Below are 19,358 nucleotides of genomic sequence, written 5' to 3' on the forward strand. Positions count from 1 at the left end.
ATGATTCAGTTTTTTCTTAATATATTTACAACTGCAGTTGTTTCGTCATTTTCTTTATAGACACGCGGAATTCTTCTATCTAGCATACATGTAACTTCATAGTTTATTGTACCTAACATATCCGCTATTTCTTCTACTGCGATATTTTCTTCACCTTGTTTACCGTAGAATACTACTTCGTCTCCTACTTGTACTGGCATCGCTTTTGAAACATCCAACATTAACTGGTCCATACAAACACGGCCAATAACAGGTACTCGAACCCCGTTAATTAACGCATAGCCTTTATTAGATAATTGACGATTATAACCATCAGCATAACCAATTGGTACAGTCGCAATCCATTCTTCACCAGTTGTTACATACGTATTCCCATAACTTACACCACGATTCTTCTTCGCATGTTTAATATGAGCTACTTTTGATTTTAACGACAACGCAGGCTGTAAAGAAACGACTGAATGATCCACTTCTTTTGACGGATACATACCGTACACTCCTATTCCAACGCGTACCATATTTTGAAATGTGTTACTTAATTCCATTGATCCCGCACTATTTGAACTATGAATATATGGTATTTGAATTCCTAATTCTTTCGCTGTATTAACAGCTTTTTCAAATAAACTTGTTTGCATATTCGTATATGATTTATCGATTTCATCTGCCGTAGAGTAATGCGTAAATATCCCTACTACCTCTACATACTCCATACGGTTTAATTCTTCTAAAAATGGTTTAACTTCTTCTTCTTGTAAACCGATACGACTCATTCCTGTATCAATTTTCACTTGAATTTGTACTTTCTTTTGAAGACGGTTTGCAATTTCATTTATACCATGTAAATCTTCTACTCTATAAACAGTCATCATAACGTCATATTGAATTACATCTTCTACAGCCGCTACTGGTGTGTATCCTAAAATTAAAATCGGCACAGTAATTCCTGCTTCTCTTAATTCTATTGCTTCATCTACAAATGCAACTGCAAGTTGATGTATTCCTGCTTCAATTGCAGCTTTGGCAACTTCAACTGCCCCATGGCCATACCCATTCGCTTTTACAGCAGCCATCATCTTAATTTCTTCATCATTTACATGTTTTTTAAATTCTTTTACATTATGTTTTACAGCATTTAAGTTAATTTCTACAATTGTATCTCTTCCATATTTCAAACTCATTGGTCTAACTCCTAACTCAATAATTGCATTCCATTCTATTTCACGTTTCATATGACCTTTTACAATATAATACTTTTCATTATGCTAGTCAAACTACTAGAATTTTCGGAATTTTGAGTATGATATAATATCCTCAAGAAACTATTATATACGGAGACGAGGAGAATTACAATGTTTGTTCAATCTGCATTGCATCAACTAAAAGTTGCTATTGATACTTCTATTGATATGCTTAACCAATATAGTGAAAACGATTTAAAAATACAACCGATTCACTCAAAACGATCATTATTTGAAATGTGTGCACATCTTTCTCTTATTTGTCATGCTGATTTACTCATTTTAAATAGTATTCCAGAAAAAGAATTACATACCTTTTATATAGAACGTACCCCCGTAACAGTTGCTCACATGCAACAAACGATGATTGAAGGTTACAACCTTCTCTCTAAAACATTTCTTTCCTACTCCCAAATAGAATTAGCAGAAGTTATGACTGCCTATTGGGGTATTTCTTATTCGCGCTTTGAATGGTTACTTGAAATCGTTGCACACTTTTATCATCATCGTGGACAAATTCATATTTTATTATGCGAGCATATGAACGATCCTCGCATTCCTTTATTTGAGTGATTTTCCACTCATTCATTAATTATAAATAGAGAAGCTACAAAACCAATAAAAAGTATCATTCCTAATTTCCCCTCCTAATTGACCTACAAGAGAAACTAAAGACGGAACGGATATAGCAATACCTATTACAAAACAGACACTCATCATTACAAGTAGAGATAGATACGAAACAAAGCCTATTGAACTTAGACTAAAAATAGCAATCAACAATCCTCCTTGAAGAACTTTCCTTACTTCAAACCTCTTTGTTAAACGACCTGCAAGTGGTGAGAGCAACATACCAAACAGCCCTGCTAAGCGAAAATAAAGGATTTGTTCTGCAGTTAAATTGTAAGTAGGAGAGCTCAAATAATTCCCTAAAACAGTATACATATTAACAAAAGCCATTAATAAAACAGGATTTTTCACACTGACTAACTATTAGTTTTAAATAATGCGCAACTTCTTTAAGGCATAAGAAATTCCGCCTTCACTCGCCTTCGTTGTAACGAAATCAGCCCTTCTCTTCAACTCCTCTCCACCATTTCCCATCGCAACTCCTAATCCTACATACTGCAACATCTCAATATCATTTCCACCATCGCCAAAAGCAATGGCTTCTAATTTACTAATGTTTAAATGTTCCAATACTTTTTGAATTGCAGTTAGCTTCGATACTTTACTATCTTCCAATACATTTATAACGTAACCATGAAAACGCTCAAACGTAAGTGCTGGATATCTTTCAATGAATTTTTGAGCTTCTGTATCATCAGCATACAGACATATGCAATACATCTCATCTGATAAGTTTCTAACTTTGTCAGGATACTGCTCTAAATATAAAGTTTCATTTAACGCTCGCATGACACGTTCATCTTTGGAAGCAATATTATTCATTGCAAATTCTTCTGTAAAGTAAGAAACACTGTGACCATGTAATTCAGCAAAATTTGAAATATCATGAACGATTTCGCTTGAAAGTACTGATTTATGTATAACTTCTTTCCCACATTTTATATGTGCACCATTTGCTGAAATAAACGTATTTATACCTAGTTCCTTAAATTGTGAGCATAAACTATATGGTCTTCCAGTTGTAACAACTACGTGAATTCCTTTATCTATTAATCTTTGTACCGCTTCTTTTGTACTTTCGTGCATGCTTCTATCAATCTCACTTAATAACGTACCGTCAACATCGAAAAATACAACTTTGTACATAAGTCTTTACATCCCGTCCAAATGATTCGTATCATTAATGAAATGCACCGTTTTTTGTTCACCCTCAATTTCAATTAAACTTATTCCCGTATCTCCCATTTTGAAATAGTAGTCCATTGAAATTGGCATTTTGAAAAATGCACGTAATAGACTATTAATTACGCCCCCATGGGCAACAATTGCAATTCGGTCATATGTATTCTCTGTCAAGATTTTAGAAAAGATTCCTTCTATTCTCATTCGAAACTCAATAAACGATTCCCCGTTTTCAAAACGATCATGAAGAAACTTTGGCTCTGGATATTTCTTTGCTTCTTCAAATGATAAGCCTGCTTGCACTCCATTATTAAACTCCATTAATTCCTCTTCTAATTGAATTGGACAACCAATTGCTTCTGCTAATGTTTCACCCGTTTCATGAGCGCGTTTTAATGTGCTTGCCCAAATGAAATCTGGTGCAAAATCTTTTTTCACTTTCTGTACAAGTCTTTGTACTTGTTGTCTCCCTTTGTCAGTTAACTCAAAATCAGCTCGACCTTCATGCACATGTAAAATATCAGCTTCTGATTCTCCGTGGCGTATTAGTAGTATTTGCATGTTTCTCTCTCCCTTTATTTAACATTCATAAAATTCCATTATATCACATTTTAAGATTCCAAAATAAAAAAGGAACGGTCTCCCGTCCCTCATCCATTCACTTTTTCCGCATCATTCCAATAATATTTACTAAACGCTTCTGTTAACACATCAATTGTGTTATATAATTCATCTAACGTATTATCAACACCACCAACTTCAATTAACATCGCATTTTTCGATAAATCTTGGTTATAAACGCCATTTCCATCTTTTTTATACTTTGGAAAAATCCCTCTACTTAATCCGTAATAGTTTTCATCTAAATAACTATTGATCGCTCTTGCAATTTTTTCATTTTCAGCACGGCCTTCATTTTCCATCCCAATTATAAAATATAATCTTGCATACGATTTTCCGTTAATTACTTTTGTTGTTACTTTCTTACGCTGATCGTCACGGTGTATATCAATCGGAAACGCAATTTTATTATTTTGTGCTAATGCTTCTTTTACATATTCATGAGACGCTTTATATGACTGATACCATACCCACTTTTTACTCGCTAATAAATCACCCATATTCGTTTTATCATGAACTACCGGAATTCCTTGTCCTTCAAGTTGCTCTTTCATACGTTTTCCTAGTAAAGACACATTTACATCTGGGCTAGATGGATCAGTTGCCCCTGGTAATAATGGAAAGAAGGATTCCCAGCTATGTGTATGATAAATATATACTGCACTTTCACCTTTTTTCGCTCCGTTCTTTTTCTGAACCGGATTATTCTTTTCCGCTTCTGTAACTTTATCTTTTGCTATTTCCCGTTCTTTCGTTACTTCTTCAATCGGTACACTAGATTCATTTGGGATATTTGTCAAGTTTGTCCCTTCCCCAGCTACGATAATATTAGAATAATACTTTGACATACCAGGTACTTCTTTACCGACGAATGTTCTTAAATCTTTAATTTTCAAATCTGTCGCGATAGAGAACATTAAATTCCCAACTGACTCTCTTTTATTCTTCTTAAAATAATCAAATCCGTAATAGCGATTCTCACTTTCTATCATTTGAACAAAACCTTGCATCGATACTTTTCCAAACCATTGATTTGCATAATTCGATTTCATTGTATGTAAAAATGACGTCAAAATCGACGCTATCATAATTACTATTAGCGCATATAAAAAGAGTAACGAAATCAGCTTCTTCCCATGTATTCGAGTTGCATACTTTTTCACTGCATCACCTTCTTTATACATGGATATGTACAAGCTTTTCAGAATATACGCACAAAAAAAGAGAAATGGTATACCATTTCTCTTCCTCACTTTTATTGTTCTTTTCCTGTATCATTTGAAAGTAGTTTCTTCGCTTGTTTTTCTTTAAATATTTCTCCAATTGCCCCAAGAGTACCAAGTGTTTCAATTGCATTAGACGGAATAAAGACTTTATTTGCTGGTCCTTTTGCAACTTCAGCTAATGACTCAAATGATTTGTAAGCAAGTATACGCTCATCCAAATTCGCTTCACGAAGCAATTCAATACGATTTTGTTCTGCTTTTGCAATTTCTTCAATTGCTCGTGCTTCCCCTTGTGCTTCTAATTCTTTTGCTTCTTTTATACCTTCAGCTTCGCGAATACGCGCTTCTTTATCCCCTTCAGCCATCAAGATTTTACTTTGCTTTTCCCCTTCAGCGCGAAGGACTTTATCTTGTTTTGCTGCTTCAGCTTCTAAAATAATCGCACGTTTATTACGCTCAGCCTTCATTTGTTTTTCCATTGATGCTTGCACATCTTTTGGCGGGTTAATATCAACAACTTCGACACGTTCAATACGTACGCCCCATTTTTCTGTTGCTTCATCAAGCGCTAAGCGGATTTCTGTTGAAATCTTTTCACGACCAGATAACGTTTCATCTAGTTCCATTTTACCGATGATTTGACGCATCGTTGCTGACGTAATATTACGAACACCATATTCATAGTTTGAAATACCATATGTCGCAAGTTCTGGTTCAACAATTTGATAGAAAATAATTGTATCAATTTCTACTTGAACATTATCTTTCGTAATTACCTTTTGCGGTGGTACATTCGTTTGTTGAATGCGTAAGTCATGATATACACGAACACGATCTACAATTGGTATTAAAATATTTAACCCTGGGTGCATTATACGTTGAAACTTACCAAATCTTTCAACAACCCCAACTTTTTGCTGAGGAATAATTTTAATTGTTAATGCGATAAATGTAACTACAATTAGTGCGAATATAATCGTTAACGTTAATGCTACCATATTTATTCACTCTCCTTTTTCACTTGTAATATAGTACTATGCCTCTTTATAACAACGACTTTTTCTCCAGCATCAATTGAAGAATCTGCAATAGCTGTCCAAGTATCTCCATCCACCTTCACAATACCATTCGCTTTATTTGTAATCGCTTGCATAACAATCCCTCTTTTACCAACAAGCATATCTACTGTATCAGTAAAACCTTTTGCTTCTCGAAAGTTTTTTGAAATTCTTTTCGTAAAGAATGTCAAAGTTAAACTTACAATTGCACCAACAGTAACTTGTAACAGTAGTGCATCAGGAGCAAACAAAGCAATAAGACCTCCGACAACAGCTCCAATTCCAAGCCAAAGCATGTAAAATGTAATCGACAACATTTCCGCAATAAATAAAATACCCGCTATTATAAACCAAATTACCCAAGCAGCCATATGCAACCCTCACTTTCTTTCTCATTTTCTATATGTATATGAAGAAAAGAATGGTTTATCCGCCCTTTCTTACACTTGGGCGTTTGCTACAAGCTATTGTACATATTCACTGTTACAATGATCATTAATATAATACTATATCAATATATTCTTCATTATACATGAAAATCCCTTTCAAAAAGTGACAAAAAATTAAATTCTTTAAAAATTTTAATTTTTAAATTACAATTATTACAATTACTAAATACTATTTTTATAGAGGTGATATTCTTATTGAGAAACCTGTCACTAATCTACTATTTAGGTTCCAAAATATGCATTACTCTCGCTGACATCGTATATGTAATGATTATTACAACTCATATTTATATAGCAACTAAATCAGCTACTATTACTGCTCTTTTTCCATTATTACAAGTTATCACAAATCTAATTGCTAACATCTCTGCACCACTTATGATAAATCGTTTTCCATCTTATACGCTGTTATATACGCTCCAATGGTTGAAAACAGTCTTTTTACTATTATTAATGATTTTGTTCCCGGTCTTATCCACAAACATTATAGCTCTATTAACTTTTATTTTTGTCATTTCATTATGTAGCGGGTGGAGTGCTCCATTATTATACGGTATTCTTCCGCGCCTTACACCGAAAGAAAAATTAGTAAAAGTAAATAGTATCTTTTCCTTTTCAACACAAATTGTGCAAGCCGTTGCTTATTCATTTACGAGTATTGTCGTTCTTCTCATTGGCGCTACTTCTACACTCATGATTAATAACATTTTAATGATTTTCGGATGCATTGCATTACATTTTTCATTACGTTCCATACATACTGAAAGAATAGCAGATTCTCCCTCTTCCAAAAGTACTGTTTTATTGGAAGGTTGGAAACTCCTATTTCAAAATCCTTCTCTCCGTACCGTTACATATATGGACTTAATCGAAACTTTCGCAGGGACAATATGGATTGGTGCTATTACGATGGCATACGTTACGACTATCCTTCATAAGGGCGAAGAATGGTGGGGATATATTAATACAAGTTATTATGTTGGCACGTTAATCGGTGGTCTATTAGCATGGAAAATGAGTTCCTATATTCAAAACAATTTAATACGATCTATGTCGATTAGCTCTCTTATATTTAGCATTCTTACATTTTTATATGGTATGACAAGCAGCGGATTTATTGCGCTTTTTCTATGTGTTCTAATGGGACCATGTTATCAAATTAGAGATATTTCCCAAACGACTGTTTTACAATCAAGTGTCGCCCCTTCTTTATTATCAAAAATGTATACAGCACATGGCGCACTTCTTTCAACAGCCTCTGGACTATCTATGCTTAGCATTGGCATTATTACTGATATGTTCGGTGTTCGTACAATTTATATCATCGCTTCTATTCTTATTTTATGTTCCGCTTGTTTATCTTTTAGTTTATTAAAATATCATAAGACAGAGCAGAACGATATTTCAATTTAATCACTAAAACAAAGAGGATAGGGATTCCTGTCCTCTTTGTTTATTCTATTCATGATAAGTTGGGGATTTTTCTATGCTTTGTCGCTTGTTCAAAAGCATAAGCTAATTTAATTAATATCCCTTCACTAAAGGCAGTGCTTGCAATGGTAATTCCAAAAGGCCTCCCGCTTTCCATATACCCTGCTGGTATTGCTATAGACGGATAACCCGCTTTCGCACATATAGTAGAACCTATATAGGAAGGAAACAGTATCGCATCAAGATTATATTTTTCCAATGCAAAATCAATGCCTTGTTCTTGAGAAAAATATATATCTTCTAATCTCGCATTTAAATATTCTGGATTTCGTAACGTATTAGGAAAATCTTTTCTTCCCTCTAACTTAGTTTGTCCATATTTTAAAGCTCTTTCTGCTATGTTTTTATTAAACTCCATTAACTCCGAAATAGAATGTACCGGGATAGTAGAAGGTAATTTAGTAAGATAGTTATCTAAACTATGCTTCAGCTCATAAAGCGGAACTCCCCAGCTCCATTCTCTATGAAAAGAAGGAATATCAATATTTTCTACTACTGTCGCTCCTTCATTACGTAATACTTGGATCGTTTCCTTAAACAAGATTTCATCATACTCACCATTTTCGTAATAATCTTTTGGTGCATCGTTAAACACACCAATCTTCGCTCCATTTAAACCATTTGCATCAAGGTAAGATGTATAATCCCGATATGCCCTACCGTCACTTTTGTGAGTAACTACATCTTTCTCATCCACTCCAGTTAAACTCCCTAGCAAAATAGTAGCATCGGTTACCGTTCTAGCAAATGGTCCAGCTGTATCTTGCGAATAAGTAAATGGAATAATTCCTCTACGACTAATTAAACCGACAGTCGGTTTAATACCTACTACAGAATTTTGAACAGCAGGGCTCAAAATAGAAGCATCGGTTTCTGTCCCAACAGATACTACTGTAAAGTTAGCAGCAACTGCTATTGCAGATCCTGTACTAGATCCGCCAACAAACATATGATCCTTGCCCGTTCCATATGGATTGATTGTTTGACCACCTCTTGCACTATATCCAGCCCACATTTCAAAAGACATTGCATTTGCTAATTCTGTCATATTCGTTTTTCCTATTATCACTGCCCCTGCTTCTCGCAGTTTAGTAACGAGAAATGCATCTTCACTGCTTATATTTTGTTCTAGAGCTATTGTACCTGCACTTGTATGCATGAAGTCATTCGTTTCAATATTATCCTTAAGCAAAACAGGTATTCCATGCAATGGTCCCCTTACGCCGTTTGTCTTTCTTTCATAATCTAACGCTTCTGCAATAAAAATAGCATCTGGATTGATTTCTAAAATTGAATTGATTTTCGGCCCGTCTTGATCATACTTTGCAATTCTATAGAGATAATACATCACTAGCTCTTTTGAAGTTAGCTTTCCAGATTCCATTTCATTTTGAATATCTTGAATTGTTAATTCCTTTTTTAAGATTGAATTAAACTGAATTTCCATTTATATTCTCCCTTATATGAACTTTTTTAACATATACCCCTTACTTTTTCAATTTTTCATCTCAACACATCCTAAATTAATATCCCTTTAAAGAAATTCAATACTCTTATTTAAACACCTTTAATTTCCCGAAAAATAAAAAAAGTCTGAAACGGATTAACCTTCGCTTCAGACTCTTACATTACTGTGCGTATACTTCATCTAATAAATGTAAAAACTCACCTTGTTTCCCAGCTAATTCAGGGCATTTTGCAATATCAACCCATTCATAGCAAAATACTAATCCTTTATCTTCCTCACCAGCACTTACAATATGTTCCCAAGTATCCTTTACATCTGTTAGTAAAGTTACATGGAAAAAGTGGCGTTTTTCATACTCCTGTTTTTCTTTCATATGTATAATGTAATCTGCTAAAAACCGCTCTATGCATAAATGACGCAATCCGGATTCTTCCTGTACTTCACGCAATATAGCAGCTTCTAACGTTTCACCTTCATCAACCGTTCCCCCTGGCACTTGAATACCAGCTTCATGTATATCACGATGTTTAAAAACAAGTAATTGCATAACCCCCTCTTGTTCTCTTGTAATATATGCATGTACTTTTTTCTTATATAACATCGTCATTGTACATCTCTCCCCTCAATTGTTCACTCTGTTACTTCTTCAAGCGTCAGTTGATTATCATACAAATATGTAGCTTGTGGATTTCCCACATACCTTACGTGCCATGGTTCATACCGATAGCCCGTAATCGTTTCTTTCGCTTTTGTGTATCGAACCACAAAACCAAATTTATGGGCATTTTCAGAAAGCCACTGACCTTCTTTCGTTTCCCCAAAAACTGTCTCTAACTGAAATTTAGCAGATTGAGACGTAATATCCATAGCTAGTCCAGTTTGATGCTCACTTGTGCCAGGAACCGCGCTAGACATTGCTGTTTTTGCTTCCCCGTCTTGTTTTTTATACATCGTATTTAATGCTTTTTGTCGATCAAAAGATCTAAATCCAGAAACTGCAAAAAGAAAAATACGCTCGTTGTCAGCCTGCTGAAACATATCCTCAAGCGCCCTCGCTGCCTCTTTTCTCATCTTTTTCTTTTCTTGATCACCTTCACTAGAGTAGCGCACTTTCGGAATAACTAAATCTGGCGGTCTATACCCATCTGGTAAACGCCTACTTTTATTTACAAGTACAAGCATTGAATTCGGATTATTAATTACCGCAATATCCCCATCCATATTAGCAATCGTTTCTTTCGCTTTCGGAAATATGCTATTTACACTTACTTCCCGCGCCTGCTTATCCTTATACATTTTATAATTGATTCCTGCTACTCCAACAATAATTATTGCAGCTACAATACCAAGTAGTGCCCATCTTTTTTTCATATAACGACCTCTTATTTTAATAATTTGGCCATTTCATACTCATCGATGCACTTTCCATCGATAATAAGAGCAGCTTTTTTGACACCTTCTTTCTCAAATCCAGCTTTTTTATATAGTGTCTGAGCTCTTGTATTGTGGGCCATTACTGTTAATTCTAAACGCCATACATCATGTAATTTTGCCCACTTCTCAACCTCTTTAAACAATCTCGTCCCAATACCTCGCCCGTTATACTCTTGCAAAATACCAATTACAATGGTTGCCACATGTCTCTTTCTTTGAATGTTATTTCCATTCACTAATATAAAACCTACTATCCTCTCATCTTCAACTGCTACAAATATTGTTGCATATTCATTTTCTATAAATCGATCGATTATTTTTTCTTGTTGCTCAGCTGTAGTTTTTCTTTCTCCTGGTTCATATAACATAAACTTCGTTTCTTCATCTAATTGCTTACTTAATTGTAAAAATGATGCTGCATCTTCTATTTCGATCTCTCTAATCACTTCAATCACCCTACCAGTTTCATAATAAAAAGTTTTCCTTATAAAAAGATTTTCTCTACTTTCTCGAAAATCCCTTTGTAAATCTCCTACTATAAATTGACAAATTTCGATATTACTATAACAACGACAAATTATGTCTATTCTGTGACATCTCACCATTACAAAGAAAAAACGCAAGCATTACACTTACGTTTTTCCAAGATTGAAGTGAGCTAATAATTATCGATAGATGTCCTGGCTAATTCACGTTTCACTTTATCCATTCACTTTATCCATTCACTTTTTCTGCCTGCCAAAAATATTCACCAAATGCTTTAGCAAGTGCATCAATTGATCGATTCAATTCTTCCTCTGTATTATCTACACCACCAACTTCTATTAATATCGCTTGTCCTGATAGGTCTTGATTATAGATTCCATTTCCTGTCTGGAACCCTTTTTGAATGACCCCACGGCTCACTCCTGGATATTTCTTATTAATCGCCTCATGTAAAGCTGTCGCTAATTGTAAGTTTTTTTCATAGTTTTTATTTCCTTTCCCTACTACAAATGCAAGCTTTGCATATGATTTATCTCCAATTATTTTTGTCGTTACATTCTTTCGGGCACTATCACGATGCAAATCAAAAAAGTATTGAAGATCTTTATTTCCAGCCATAGCTTGCTGCACAATTTCTCGTGACATTTTATACGAACTATTACTGTTTAAACCTTTACTTATTAACTTTTGACCAACATCACTCTTATCGTTAGTAGCCCCAATCCCTTCACCTTCTAGTTGTTCACGGAAACGATCTCCTAATATAGAAATATTCGACACAGAACTCGTTGCTTTATTCGGATTCGGGTCATTCGTTAAGTTAAGTAAAGGTAAATAAGATTCCCAGCTATGTGTATGATAGATAAACGCAACTTGTCTCTTCCCAGTCGTTTGGGACGGCTGTTTTTTCTCTTTATTCGTATCTTGTTTAGGTGCTTGTCCAGTTCCACTAGTCCGTTCCTTCACTACTTCTTCAAGAGGAACACTCGACTCTATCGGTAAGTTAGAATAATTTGTACCCTCACCCGCAATAACAATTTCTGTATCGTACTTACCAAATCCCGGGAGCTCTTTCCCGACAAAACTGCGTACATCATTAAAGCGAATATTTGTAGCCATAGAAAAGAGAAAAGAAGAAATTGAAAAATCTTGATTCAAATTTCGATACTCCTGTGTAAAATAATGATTCTCTTTTCCAAGTACATACATGTAACCATTCATCGATAACTCATTTAACCAATTATATAAATACGTTGACTTTGTCTCTTTCATAGAGGTTACCATCAGACTAATAAGAAAAAAAGTCGCTAGCACTGTAGTAATAACAAATAAAACTAACTTACGCATATTTGTAAACTTCATAAAAAAAAAGCCCCGATTCATACTATCACCTCTCTATTTCAAGTTATGTACAAGCCCTAGAGAATAGACCGTTAAAATTTCGGCTATATTGTTAATGAGGTGAAATGAATTGAAGCTATTAATAGGAATATTACCAATCGCTCTATCATTCATTTTTTATTTGTCCGCTAAGCAACCAAAAATCTCTATTGTGCTACATATTTCTGCGTACTTGGCACTATATGTACTTGGTACAATTATTTCCATTAATATATACGATGTTTTAATACAAGATTTAGTTTTCATGACGAGCATTCATGGAATTTTACTGAATCCATTTTTCCTTATTGCAGGAGCGTATATAGGAACATACACTTTGTACCTACTTTTGTCTCACATTATTATGAAAATAAAAAATGGAGCGTAATGAAATGCAACCACCATTTATCTGTCATACATGCAAAAAAAGAATTGTGAGAAAGAAAGACCTTATTACAGCCACATGGTACTTCCGCTTTTATTTATTTCACAGTGATTGTTTTAAACGACAGCAAGTGTTTATCTCACGATTTCTCCCTGTGAATACACTTTTCAATTTCTTTCTTATTATATATGGACTTATTTTTGGCAGTATTCTTATGATTACAGAACCATCTATTATTTGGCTGACTTTCTTTTTTCCTATTTTTTATCGGTTTCTTTCTTATTATTATGTTGAACGTTTTTTCTCTACATAACGCGCAGACTGACCTCTCGGAATACTTAAACATTCCCACTCATTTTCTTTTAACATCTTCCCAATGTAAATAATCTGACCAATATGCAATGCATAATGAGAAATTTGCCTTTCAATTGCTTGCATGACAGTATGTGCTTCACCGCGAATGTATACCGTCTTCAATAAGTGTTCCGGCGTTAAAGTATTCATCGTATTAAAAACATATTTCCATCCTTCTTGCCAAGCTATAAGGGTTTCTTCTTTTGAATGATAGCATCCTTCAAATTCACCATCTCGATTACGATCTGTTTTTTCACCATCAGACGTTAAAAAATCCGTCCATCTAGAACGCATATTACCGTGCAGATGCTTAATAATAATCGCTATACTATTTGTTTCTTCATGAGAAGACCATTGTATTTGTTCATATGATAATTGAGAAAGTGCCCGTTCCCCTTGTTTCTTTGTTGCTTTAAAGTTCGAAATCGCACATTGCAAATATTCTCGTCCGATATCCATATTAGCCCCTACCTTCACCCTAGCTAATTTTTGTTCCATTTGGCAATTCCATATTAGGCTGAAGTAACACAACATCATCAGCTTCAGGAACACCACCAAGCACAAGCACTTCTGATTTGAATCCAGCTACACGCTTTGGTGGAAAGTTTACAACAGCAACGATTTGTTGACCGATTAAATCTTCTGGAATATACCTTTTCGTAATTTGAGCACTTGACTGCTTTATCCCGATTTCTCCAAAATCTATTGCTAGTTTAATCGCTGGTACTCTCGCTTCTTTAAATTCCTCTGCATGTATTACAGTTCCAATTCTCAAATCCAAATTTAAAAAATCTTCAAAATTAGCCATTTATCATTCCCCCCAATTATTACTTAGACAAAATACAAAAATCCCCTTCAAAAAAAGAAAGGTGCCTAAGCACCTTTCTTTTGTAATTCACTTGATTCATTTGATTTATAGAAGAAGAAACCAAGAATCCCGCCAATACATGATGGAATTAACCATCCGATTCCTTCGTTATATAACGGTAACATTTGTAGTACATTAGAAATCGCGTCAATTTTAATTTTCGCACTTTCTAAACCGTTAAAGAAACTAATTAACAATGCACCTAAAATAGCTCCAATATAAATTGTATTACGCTTCCCAATCCACTTATGGAAATACGAAAGTACGATTAATACAATTGCAACTGGATAAATGATCATTAACACAGGTAATGTTACTGCGATTAATTGTGTTAAACCTAGGTTAGATACAATTAAACTAAATACACATACCATTGTTACAATCGTTTTATGCGAAAGTTTTGGGAATAAGTTTGTAAAGAAACCTGCACACGCAGATGTTAACCCAACAGAAGTTGTTAAACAAGCGAGTATAATAACAAGCCCTAATAAAATTTTACCACTCGTCCCATATAGCTCATTTACAACATTCGTTAAAATAAGGCCACCGTTTTCTGAGATACCAAGTGATGTACTTGTTGAACCAAGATAAGCAAGTGATAAATAAATTAACGTTAAACCAAGTACAGCAATAATACCTGATACTACTGTTATTTTTGCAATTTGACTACTCTCTTTTATCCCTTTAGAGCGGATAACTTGTACAACGACAATTCCGAATACGAGCGCGCTAATTGCATCCATCGTTAAATATCCTTGAATAAATCCACCAAAGAAAGCATTTTCTTTGTAAGCAGCTAACGGCGCAGCTGGCTCTCCAATTGGATCAATAATTGCCTTTCCGACAATAACAGCGACAATTAATACTAATAATGGTGTAAGAAACTTTCCGAACCAATCCACTAATTTAGATGGATTTAATGATAAATACCACGTTATTCCGAAGAAAACTATCGTGAAAAGAAATAGCATGTACCACTCTGAAACCATTGCCTCTGATAAAAACGGCTTCATACCCATTTCAAACGAAACAGCTCCAGTACGAGGAATCGCGAAAAATGGTCCAATTGCTAAATAACTAATCAATGGGAAAATAAACGCAAATATAGGGTGGACTCTAGAAGATAGCGCTTTCAAGTCCCCCTCTACAAACGCGACAGCTGTTACAGCTAGTAGGGGTAATCCGACTCCCGTTACAAGGAATCCTATTGTAGCAATCCAAACATTCTCTCCTGCTTGTTGACCTAAAACTGGCGGAAAAATTAAATTTCCTGCTCCTAAAAATAATGCAAATAGCATTAAACCAATTGCTACCGTATCACCTGGCCTTAAACGTCCCTTCATGCTCTTCATTTGCATAGCACTTTTTCATTGTTTATCTCTATATTTTACAATATGCTATGCATCCTCCTCTCTGCTCAAGATGATAAAATATGCCCCTTACAAAGCAGTGTCTTTCTCCATAATTTCTCCATTCCCCTTATTTTTACTCTAATCATTAATACAATTATTATTTTGAATTTTGATTTTTTGAATTTTCAAATCATTAGAGTGTTATTACGTGGAGTGTAGATGTCAGACCTCTTTGTTTTTATCACACATATAGTAACATATTTATTTGCAAAATAAAAACATATTTTCAAATTGATTTTTTGAAAATCGAAATTATCTACATTTTTATTCTCTTACACAAATATTGTTACAATCTCACCTATTATTCAATTGTTATTTTCAAATAACTTTATACACGTAACATACAAAAGCCATCTAATATATAATTAGATGGCTTTTGTTATGTTACTCTATCGTTTCAACTTCACGTGGATTTTTCATCTCTTCCACATACACAACTCTAAATCCGTGATCTTCTAAATCTTTCAATAATGTCTCTAATTCACCGTCGTTAAACTCTTCTCCTAATGTAAACATAATTCTACGAACTAATAAGGCATCATTATCAAAAGTCATCAAACTTTGAATACCAGTGTATTTCTTTAAAACTGTCGATAATTTTTGGATTGCTCCATTATAGTCTTGCGTTCCAATCATGACAGAGTATTTACTAGAGTGAACGCCCCATGCATCCTCTAATAACTCAAAAACTTTTTTATGCGTTAAAATTCCAAGGAAAACCCCTTTTTCGTCAACTACTGATAAATAAGGCAATTTTTTTATTGTAAAAAATACTTTAAAGAAAGATGAATCTTCTCTCACAAATCCTTCTTTATCGTTTAATAATTGTATTACACTCTCATCAAGTGATCCTTTATATTCTAAAATATCTACTTTATATATATTCCCTAAAAATTTCTCTTTTTTTTCATCTAAAACTGGTACACAGCGATACCCCGTTTTATTTAAATGCTCTAACGCTTCCCCAATCGTAATCGAACTTGAGCACAGTAAAACTTCCCTTTTCGGCACGTAATTCCCTTTAATCCTCATAAAAAGCCTCCTTATGTTAAAATACTTTCTGTGCCATAACTATATTATATTTTCAGAAAAAAATAAATAATTTATTTTATTTTTCTGAAAATTATTCATTTTCTTGTCATAATTTATTCATGAATCCTTCACTTGTATATTTTTGCTATCAAATCTTCTCTCTGAATTACTAAATGAAAAATATATTGTAACTTCTTTCAAAAAAGCTAAAATAAGAATAAGAATTTTCTGAATATTCTAAGAGTAGGTGGTTATATGTCCTTATTACGCTCACATATATGTAAATTTATAATTGGTGTTATTGTTATTTTTGCCATAAGTCCTATTCCAGCTCTTTTTATTACACACAATTACTCTTATCAAAATGGATTTATTAGCATTTTTCAAAACTTCGCACAGCTTTCTTCTATATCAATTCCAAAGGTTGATTGGATGCATGAATCTATCTTTTTCTCAGCAAACCAAATGATACATACTTCTAATCATTCAACACCATTATTCCCTTACATATGGGAAATATATTTTATATCGATTGTTCGTTTTACTTTTACCCTTGCGATCGGATTTTTCATAAGTTTGGGTATCGGCCATTTATTTTTCAAAGTACCTAACTCGTTTAAAAAGTTTACTACTGTATTGAAATGGATACCTTACTCTTTTTGCACTGTAGTATTACAATGTTCAGTCTTATTACTACTTCTATACATCGCACAATTTATAAACCTTCCTTACTACTCATCATTTATCATCGTATGTAGTACTTCCATGATTATCGTTATGCAAGCAGTAAAAAAATGGATTCCTTTCTTAAAAAACACAAATGAATATGAAATAAAACATGATTCTTTTCTTGTGGATACATTGTTTTTGGCGCTTACTTCGAATCATAAATCAATTTTAGGTTCCATTATTCTTTCATTCGTTTTTATGGAATGCGTTTTTCATGCAAATGGACTGTTACAATTTATCGTTCAATTTGGCGGAAATTCACCTATAATTGTTACAATTGGCTTATTACTACTCTATATCCCATATAGCATACTTTCTTTCCTTCAAACACTATGGACCACAAACTACTCCAAGCAACAGTCATACACTTTAACGAGAAGTGTTCCAAAACCTTAATTTAAAATAACCCTCTATAATCTAAAAGTAGGGGGTTATTCCTTTTGTATAGCGGACAAAATAACAGCAAATTCAAAAACTATTACAGAAACATACCAATATTTACCCTTTTCCTTTGACTATTCTTTTCATTTGGATTTATTATAAAAGTATAACATAATTGCAGGAGGTGACATCTTTATTCCAGACCTTGGAATGGAGAACACGCTTGGACATATTAAATATTTTTCTCATCTTTGTACTTATTCTTATTTCTGGCTTTTTCGTTGCATCAGAATTCGCTGTTGTAAAAGTACGAAAAAGTCGAATTGACCAACTTGCAAATGAAGGTAATAAACAAGCTTTAGCTGCAAGAAGCGTCCTATCTAATTTAGATGTTTATTTATCAGCTTGTCAGCTCGGAATTACAATCACTTCTTTAGGGCTTGGTTGGCTTGGTGAACCGACTGTGGAACATATACTACGACCGCTCTTTGAAAAAATTAATATTACTGGAACAATGGCTAACACTTTATCTTTTGTTATTGCTTTTAGTGTTATTACATTTTTCCACGTTGTATTAGGTGAATTAGTTCCAAAGTCTTTCGCAATTCAAAAAGCAGAAGCAATCACACTCAAATTTGCAAGACCGCTTATTTTATTTGATAAAATTATGTATCCATTCATTTGGCTACTCAATAGTACAGCTATATTTTTCACAAAACTACTCGGATTAGAACCTGCGAAGGAAAGTGAACTTGCTCATTCTGAAGAGGAATTGCGACTCATTTTAGGTGAAAGTTTTAAAAGCGGTGAAATAAACCAAACCGAATATAAATATGTAAATAACATTTTTGAATTTGATGATCGAGTTGCGAAAGAAATTATGGTTCCTCGTACCGAAATGATTTGCTTGTCTACTGAAAATACGTTAGAAGAAAATATGGATATCGTCGCTACTGAAAAATATACACGCTATCCAATCATTGAAAAAGATAAAGATGATATCATTGGGATGATCAATACGAAAGAAGTATTCCATGATCAAACGAAAGGTATTTATAAACCACTTGAATCTTATATACATCCTGTTCTAACTGTATTTGAAACAGTTCCAATTCGTAAAACGTTAGTCCACCTTCAAAAAAATCGCGTTCAGATGGCAATCGTTATGGATGAATATGGTGGTACTGCCGGACTTTTAACGATGGAAGATATTCTTGAAGAAATCATTGGAGAAATTCAAGATGAATTCGATGCTGATGAATCACCTATGATTGAAAAGCGTACACCTAAGCTTACTGTTTTAGACGGAAAGGTGCTTATTTCTGAAGTAAATGATATGTTTGGCCTACATATTGATGATAGTGATTTAGATACAATCGGAGGATGGCTTCTCTCTCAAGCAGTTGACTTAAATATTGAAGCTGGCTATTCCATTGAATATGCTGGTTTTCAATTTAAAGTATTAGAACTTGATGGACATCAAGTCAAAAAAGTTGCTGTACATAAACTAGATATTAAAAAGGAGCTATAA

General features: G+C 34.0%; 22 protein-coding genes. 6 read left to right on the forward strand and 16 right to left on the reverse strand.

Going from position 1 to position 19,358, the window contains the following annotated elements; genetic code table 11:
• Window positions 1-5: 5 nt before the first annotated feature.
• Window positions 6-1,181, reverse strand: coding sequence for an alanine racemase (gene alr, locus IQ781_RS05380; protein WP_065382148.1), 1,176 nt, complete (start codon window positions 1,179-1,181; stop codon window positions 6-8).
• A gap of 171 nt (window positions 1,182-1,352) precedes the next feature.
• Between alr and IQ781_RS05385 the strand changes: the two genes are divergently transcribed.
• Entirely contained in the window at window positions 1,353-1,814 is a 462-nt protein-coding gene (locus tag IQ781_RS05385; RefSeq protein ID WP_065382145.1) for a DinB family protein, read from the forward strand.
• Window positions 1,815-1,829: 15 nt separating this feature from the next.
• Here the strand turns inward: IQ781_RS05385 and IQ781_RS05390 are convergent, their stop codons facing one another.
• From IQ781_RS05390 to IQ781_RS05415, 6 genes are all read right to left on the reverse strand, one after another.
• On the reverse strand, window positions 1,830-2,201 hold the full coding sequence (locus IQ781_RS05390; RefSeq protein WP_011110050.1) for an MFS transporter: 372 nt from the start codon (window positions 2,199-2,201) through the stop codon (window positions 1,830-1,832).
• Between the two features lie 39 nt (window positions 2,202-2,240).
• The gene (locus tag IQ781_RS05395) at window positions 2,241-3,017 is read right to left on the reverse strand and encodes a Cof-type HAD-IIB family hydrolase (RefSeq protein WP_000278977.1); all 777 of its coding nucleotides are present in this window, start codon (window positions 3,015-3,017) and stop codon (window positions 2,241-2,243) included.
• 6 nt (window positions 3,018-3,023) lie between these two features.
• Window positions 3,024-3,614, reverse strand: a complete 591-nt coding sequence (locus IQ781_RS05400; RefSeq protein WP_065211639.1) for a histidine phosphatase family protein — start codon at window positions 3,612-3,614, stop codon at window positions 3,024-3,026.
• A gap of 89 nt (window positions 3,615-3,703) precedes the next feature.
• Window positions 3,704-4,909: a stage II sporulation protein P gene (gene spoIIP, locus IQ781_RS05405; protein ID WP_306821755.1), complete on the reverse strand. Its 1,206-nt coding sequence runs from the start codon at window positions 4,907-4,909 to the stop codon at window positions 3,704-3,706.
• 20 nt (window positions 4,910-4,929) lie between these two features.
• Window positions 4,930-5,898 carry an SPFH domain-containing protein gene (locus IQ781_RS05410; protein WP_000226251.1) on the reverse strand — a complete coding sequence of 323 codons (969 nt, stop codon included), beginning with the start codon at window positions 5,896-5,898 and terminating at the stop codon, window positions 4,930-4,932.
• Window positions 5,899-5,900: 2 nt separating this feature from the next.
• Window positions 5,901-6,329: an NfeD family protein gene (locus IQ781_RS05415; protein ID WP_065211640.1), complete on the reverse strand. Its 429-nt coding sequence runs from the start codon at window positions 6,327-6,329 to the stop codon at window positions 5,901-5,903.
• A gap of 273 nt (window positions 6,330-6,602) precedes the next feature.
• Here IQ781_RS05415 and IQ781_RS05420 point away from each other — a divergent pair, with 273 nt between their 5' ends.
• A complete protein-coding gene (locus IQ781_RS05420) occupies window positions 6,603-7,820 on the forward strand; it encodes an MFS transporter (RefSeq protein WP_065211641.1) in 1,218 nt (405 codons plus the stop codon).
• A gap of 49 nt (window positions 7,821-7,869) precedes the next feature.
• Here IQ781_RS05420 and IQ781_RS05425 read toward each other — a convergent pair whose 3' ends face one another.
• The 5 genes from IQ781_RS05425 to spoIIP (IQ781_RS05445) form a co-directional block, all read right to left on the reverse strand.
• Window positions 7,870-9,345, reverse strand: coding sequence for an amidase family protein (locus tag IQ781_RS05425; RefSeq protein WP_000405419.1), 1,476 nt, complete (start codon window positions 9,343-9,345; stop codon window positions 7,870-7,872).
• A 181-nt stretch (window positions 9,346-9,526) separates the two neighbouring features.
• On the reverse strand, window positions 9,527-9,973 hold the full coding sequence (locus tag IQ781_RS05430) for an NUDIX hydrolase (RefSeq protein WP_000178293.1): 447 nt from the start codon (window positions 9,971-9,973) through the stop codon (window positions 9,527-9,529).
• A gap of 23 nt (window positions 9,974-9,996) precedes the next feature.
• Window positions 9,997-10,737, reverse strand: coding sequence for a M15 family metallopeptidase (locus IQ781_RS05435; RefSeq protein ID WP_000747649.1), 741 nt, complete (start codon window positions 10,735-10,737; stop codon window positions 9,997-9,999).
• Window positions 10,738-10,748: 11 nt separating this feature from the next.
• Window positions 10,749-11,246, reverse strand: coding sequence for a GNAT family N-acetyltransferase (locus tag IQ781_RS05440; RefSeq protein ID WP_000617568.1), 498 nt, complete (start codon window positions 11,244-11,246; stop codon window positions 10,749-10,751).
• Window positions 11,247-11,514: 268 nt separating this feature from the next.
• Complete coding sequence (gene spoIIP / locus IQ781_RS05445; protein ID WP_065211642.1) at window positions 11,515-12,669, reverse strand: stage II sporulation protein P; 1,155 nt, start codon at window positions 12,667-12,669, stop codon at window positions 11,515-11,517.
• A gap of 88 nt (window positions 12,670-12,757) precedes the next feature.
• On the opposite strand from spoIIP (IQ781_RS05445), the gene IQ781_RS05450 reads away from it, so the two are divergent.
• Both IQ781_RS05450 and IQ781_RS05455 read left to right on the forward strand, forming a co-directional pair.
• Window positions 12,758-13,054 carry a hypothetical protein gene (locus tag IQ781_RS05450; RefSeq protein ID WP_000770738.1) on the forward strand — a complete coding sequence of 99 codons (297 nt, stop codon included), beginning with the start codon at window positions 12,758-12,760 and terminating at the stop codon, window positions 13,052-13,054.
• Between the two features lie 4 nt (window positions 13,055-13,058).
• Complete coding sequence (locus tag IQ781_RS05455; protein ID WP_002164560.1) at window positions 13,059-13,364, forward strand: hypothetical protein; 306 nt, start codon at window positions 13,059-13,061, stop codon at window positions 13,362-13,364.
• Here the strand turns inward: IQ781_RS05455 and IQ781_RS05460 are convergent.
• From IQ781_RS05460 to cbpA, 4 genes are all read right to left on the reverse strand, one after another.
• Window positions 13,337-13,903 carry a DUF1572 domain-containing protein gene (locus tag IQ781_RS05460; protein WP_000435830.1) on the reverse strand — a complete coding sequence of 189 codons (567 nt, stop codon included), beginning with the start codon at window positions 13,901-13,903 and terminating at the stop codon, window positions 13,337-13,339. The two genes, IQ781_RS05455 and IQ781_RS05460, sit on opposite strands and share 28 nt — an antisense overlap.
• A complete protein-coding gene (gene csaA, locus IQ781_RS05465) occupies window positions 13,884-14,213 on the reverse strand; it encodes a chaperone CsaA (RefSeq protein ID WP_001263013.1) in 330 nt (109 codons plus the stop codon). Before csaA ends, IQ781_RS05460 begins: the two co-directional genes overlap by 20 nt.
• Before the next feature lie 65 nt (window positions 14,214-14,278).
• On the reverse strand, window positions 14,279-15,616 hold the full coding sequence (gene brnQ4 / locus IQ781_RS05470; protein ID WP_011110049.1) for a branched-chain amino acid transport system II carrier protein BrnQ4: 1,338 nt from the start codon (window positions 15,614-15,616) through the stop codon (window positions 14,279-14,281).
• A 453-nt stretch (window positions 15,617-16,069) separates the two neighbouring features.
• On the reverse strand, window positions 16,070-16,717 hold the full coding sequence (cbpA, locus tag IQ781_RS05475) for a cyclic di-AMP binding protein CbpA (RefSeq protein ID WP_001220526.1): 648 nt from the start codon (window positions 16,715-16,717) through the stop codon (window positions 16,070-16,072).
• A 255-nt stretch (window positions 16,718-16,972) separates the two neighbouring features.
• Here cbpA and IQ781_RS05480 point away from each other — a divergent pair, with 255 nt between their 5' ends.
• Both IQ781_RS05480 and IQ781_RS05485 read left to right on the forward strand, forming a co-directional pair.
• Complete coding sequence (locus IQ781_RS05480; protein WP_000055268.1) at window positions 16,973-17,842, forward strand: hypothetical protein; 870 nt, start codon at window positions 16,973-16,975, stop codon at window positions 17,840-17,842.
• Between the two features lie 208 nt (window positions 17,843-18,050).
• Window positions 18,051-19,358, forward strand: a complete 1,308-nt coding sequence (locus IQ781_RS05485; RefSeq protein WP_000353738.1) for a hemolysin family protein — start codon at window positions 18,051-18,053, stop codon at window positions 19,356-19,358.

It is taken from the genome of Bacillus sp. N447-1, from assembly GCF_022701035.1.
Classification (GTDB): Bacteria; Bacillota; Bacilli; order Bacillales; family Bacillaceae_G; genus Bacillus_A; species Bacillus_A cereus.

Excerpts from the sequence above, each read along its gene's own strand:
- alr (WP_065382148.1), bottom strand. The coding sequence starts at position 1,181 with ATGAGTTTGAAATATGGAAGAGATACAATTGTAGAAATTAACTTAAAT.
- IQ781_RS05385 (WP_065382145.1), top strand. The coding sequence starts at position 1,353 with ATGTTTGTTCAATCTGCATTGCATCAACTAAAAGTTGCTATTGATACT.
- IQ781_RS05390 (WP_011110050.1), bottom strand. The coding sequence starts at position 2,201 with ATGGCTTTTGTTAATATGTATACTGTTTTAGGGAATTATTTGAGCTCT.
- IQ781_RS05395 (WP_000278977.1), bottom strand. The coding sequence starts at position 3,017 with ATGTACAAAGTTGTATTTTTCGATGTTGACGGTACGTTATTAAGTGAG.
- IQ781_RS05400 (WP_065211639.1), bottom strand. The coding sequence starts at position 3,614 with ATGCAAATACTACTAATACGCCACGGAGAATCAGAAGCTGATATTTTA.
- IQ781_RS05410 (WP_000226251.1), bottom strand. The coding sequence starts at position 5,898 with ATGGTAGCATTAACGTTAACGATTATATTCGCACTAATTGTAGTTACA.
- IQ781_RS05415 (WP_065211640.1), bottom strand. The coding sequence starts at position 6,329 with ATGGCTGCTTGGGTAATTTGGTTTATAATAGCGGGTATTTTATTTATT.
- IQ781_RS05425 (WP_000405419.1), bottom strand. The coding sequence starts at position 9,345 with ATGGAAATTCAGTTTAATTCAATCTTAAAAAAGGAATTAACAATTCAA.
- IQ781_RS05430 (WP_000178293.1), bottom strand. The coding sequence starts at position 9,973 with ATGACGATGTTATATAAGAAAAAAGTACATGCATATATTACAAGAGAA.
- IQ781_RS05435 (WP_000747649.1), bottom strand. The coding sequence starts at position 10,737 with ATGAAAAAAAGATGGGCACTACTTGGTATTGTAGCTGCAATAATTATT.
- spoIIP (WP_065211642.1), bottom strand. The coding sequence starts at position 12,669 with ATGAATCGGGGCTTTTTTTTTATGAAGTTTACAAATATGCGTAAGTTA.
- IQ781_RS05455 (WP_002164560.1), top strand. The coding sequence starts at position 13,059 with ATGCAACCACCATTTATCTGTCATACATGCAAAAAAAGAATTGTGAGA.
- IQ781_RS05460 (WP_000435830.1), bottom strand. The coding sequence starts at position 13,903 with ATGGAACAAAAATTAGCTAGGGTGAAGGTAGGGGCTAATATGGATATC.
- csaA (WP_001263013.1), bottom strand. The coding sequence starts at position 14,213 with ATGGCTAATTTTGAAGATTTTTTAAATTTGGATTTGAGAATTGGAACT.
- brnQ4 (WP_011110049.1), bottom strand. The coding sequence starts at position 15,616 with ATGAAGGGACGTTTAAGGCCAGGTGATACGGTAGCAATTGGTTTAATG.
- cbpA (WP_001220526.1), bottom strand. The coding sequence starts at position 16,717 with ATGAGGATTAAAGGGAATTACGTGCCGAAAAGGGAAGTTTTACTGTGC.
- IQ781_RS05480 (WP_000055268.1), top strand. The coding sequence starts at position 16,973 with ATGTCCTTATTACGCTCACATATATGTAAATTTATAATTGGTGTTATT.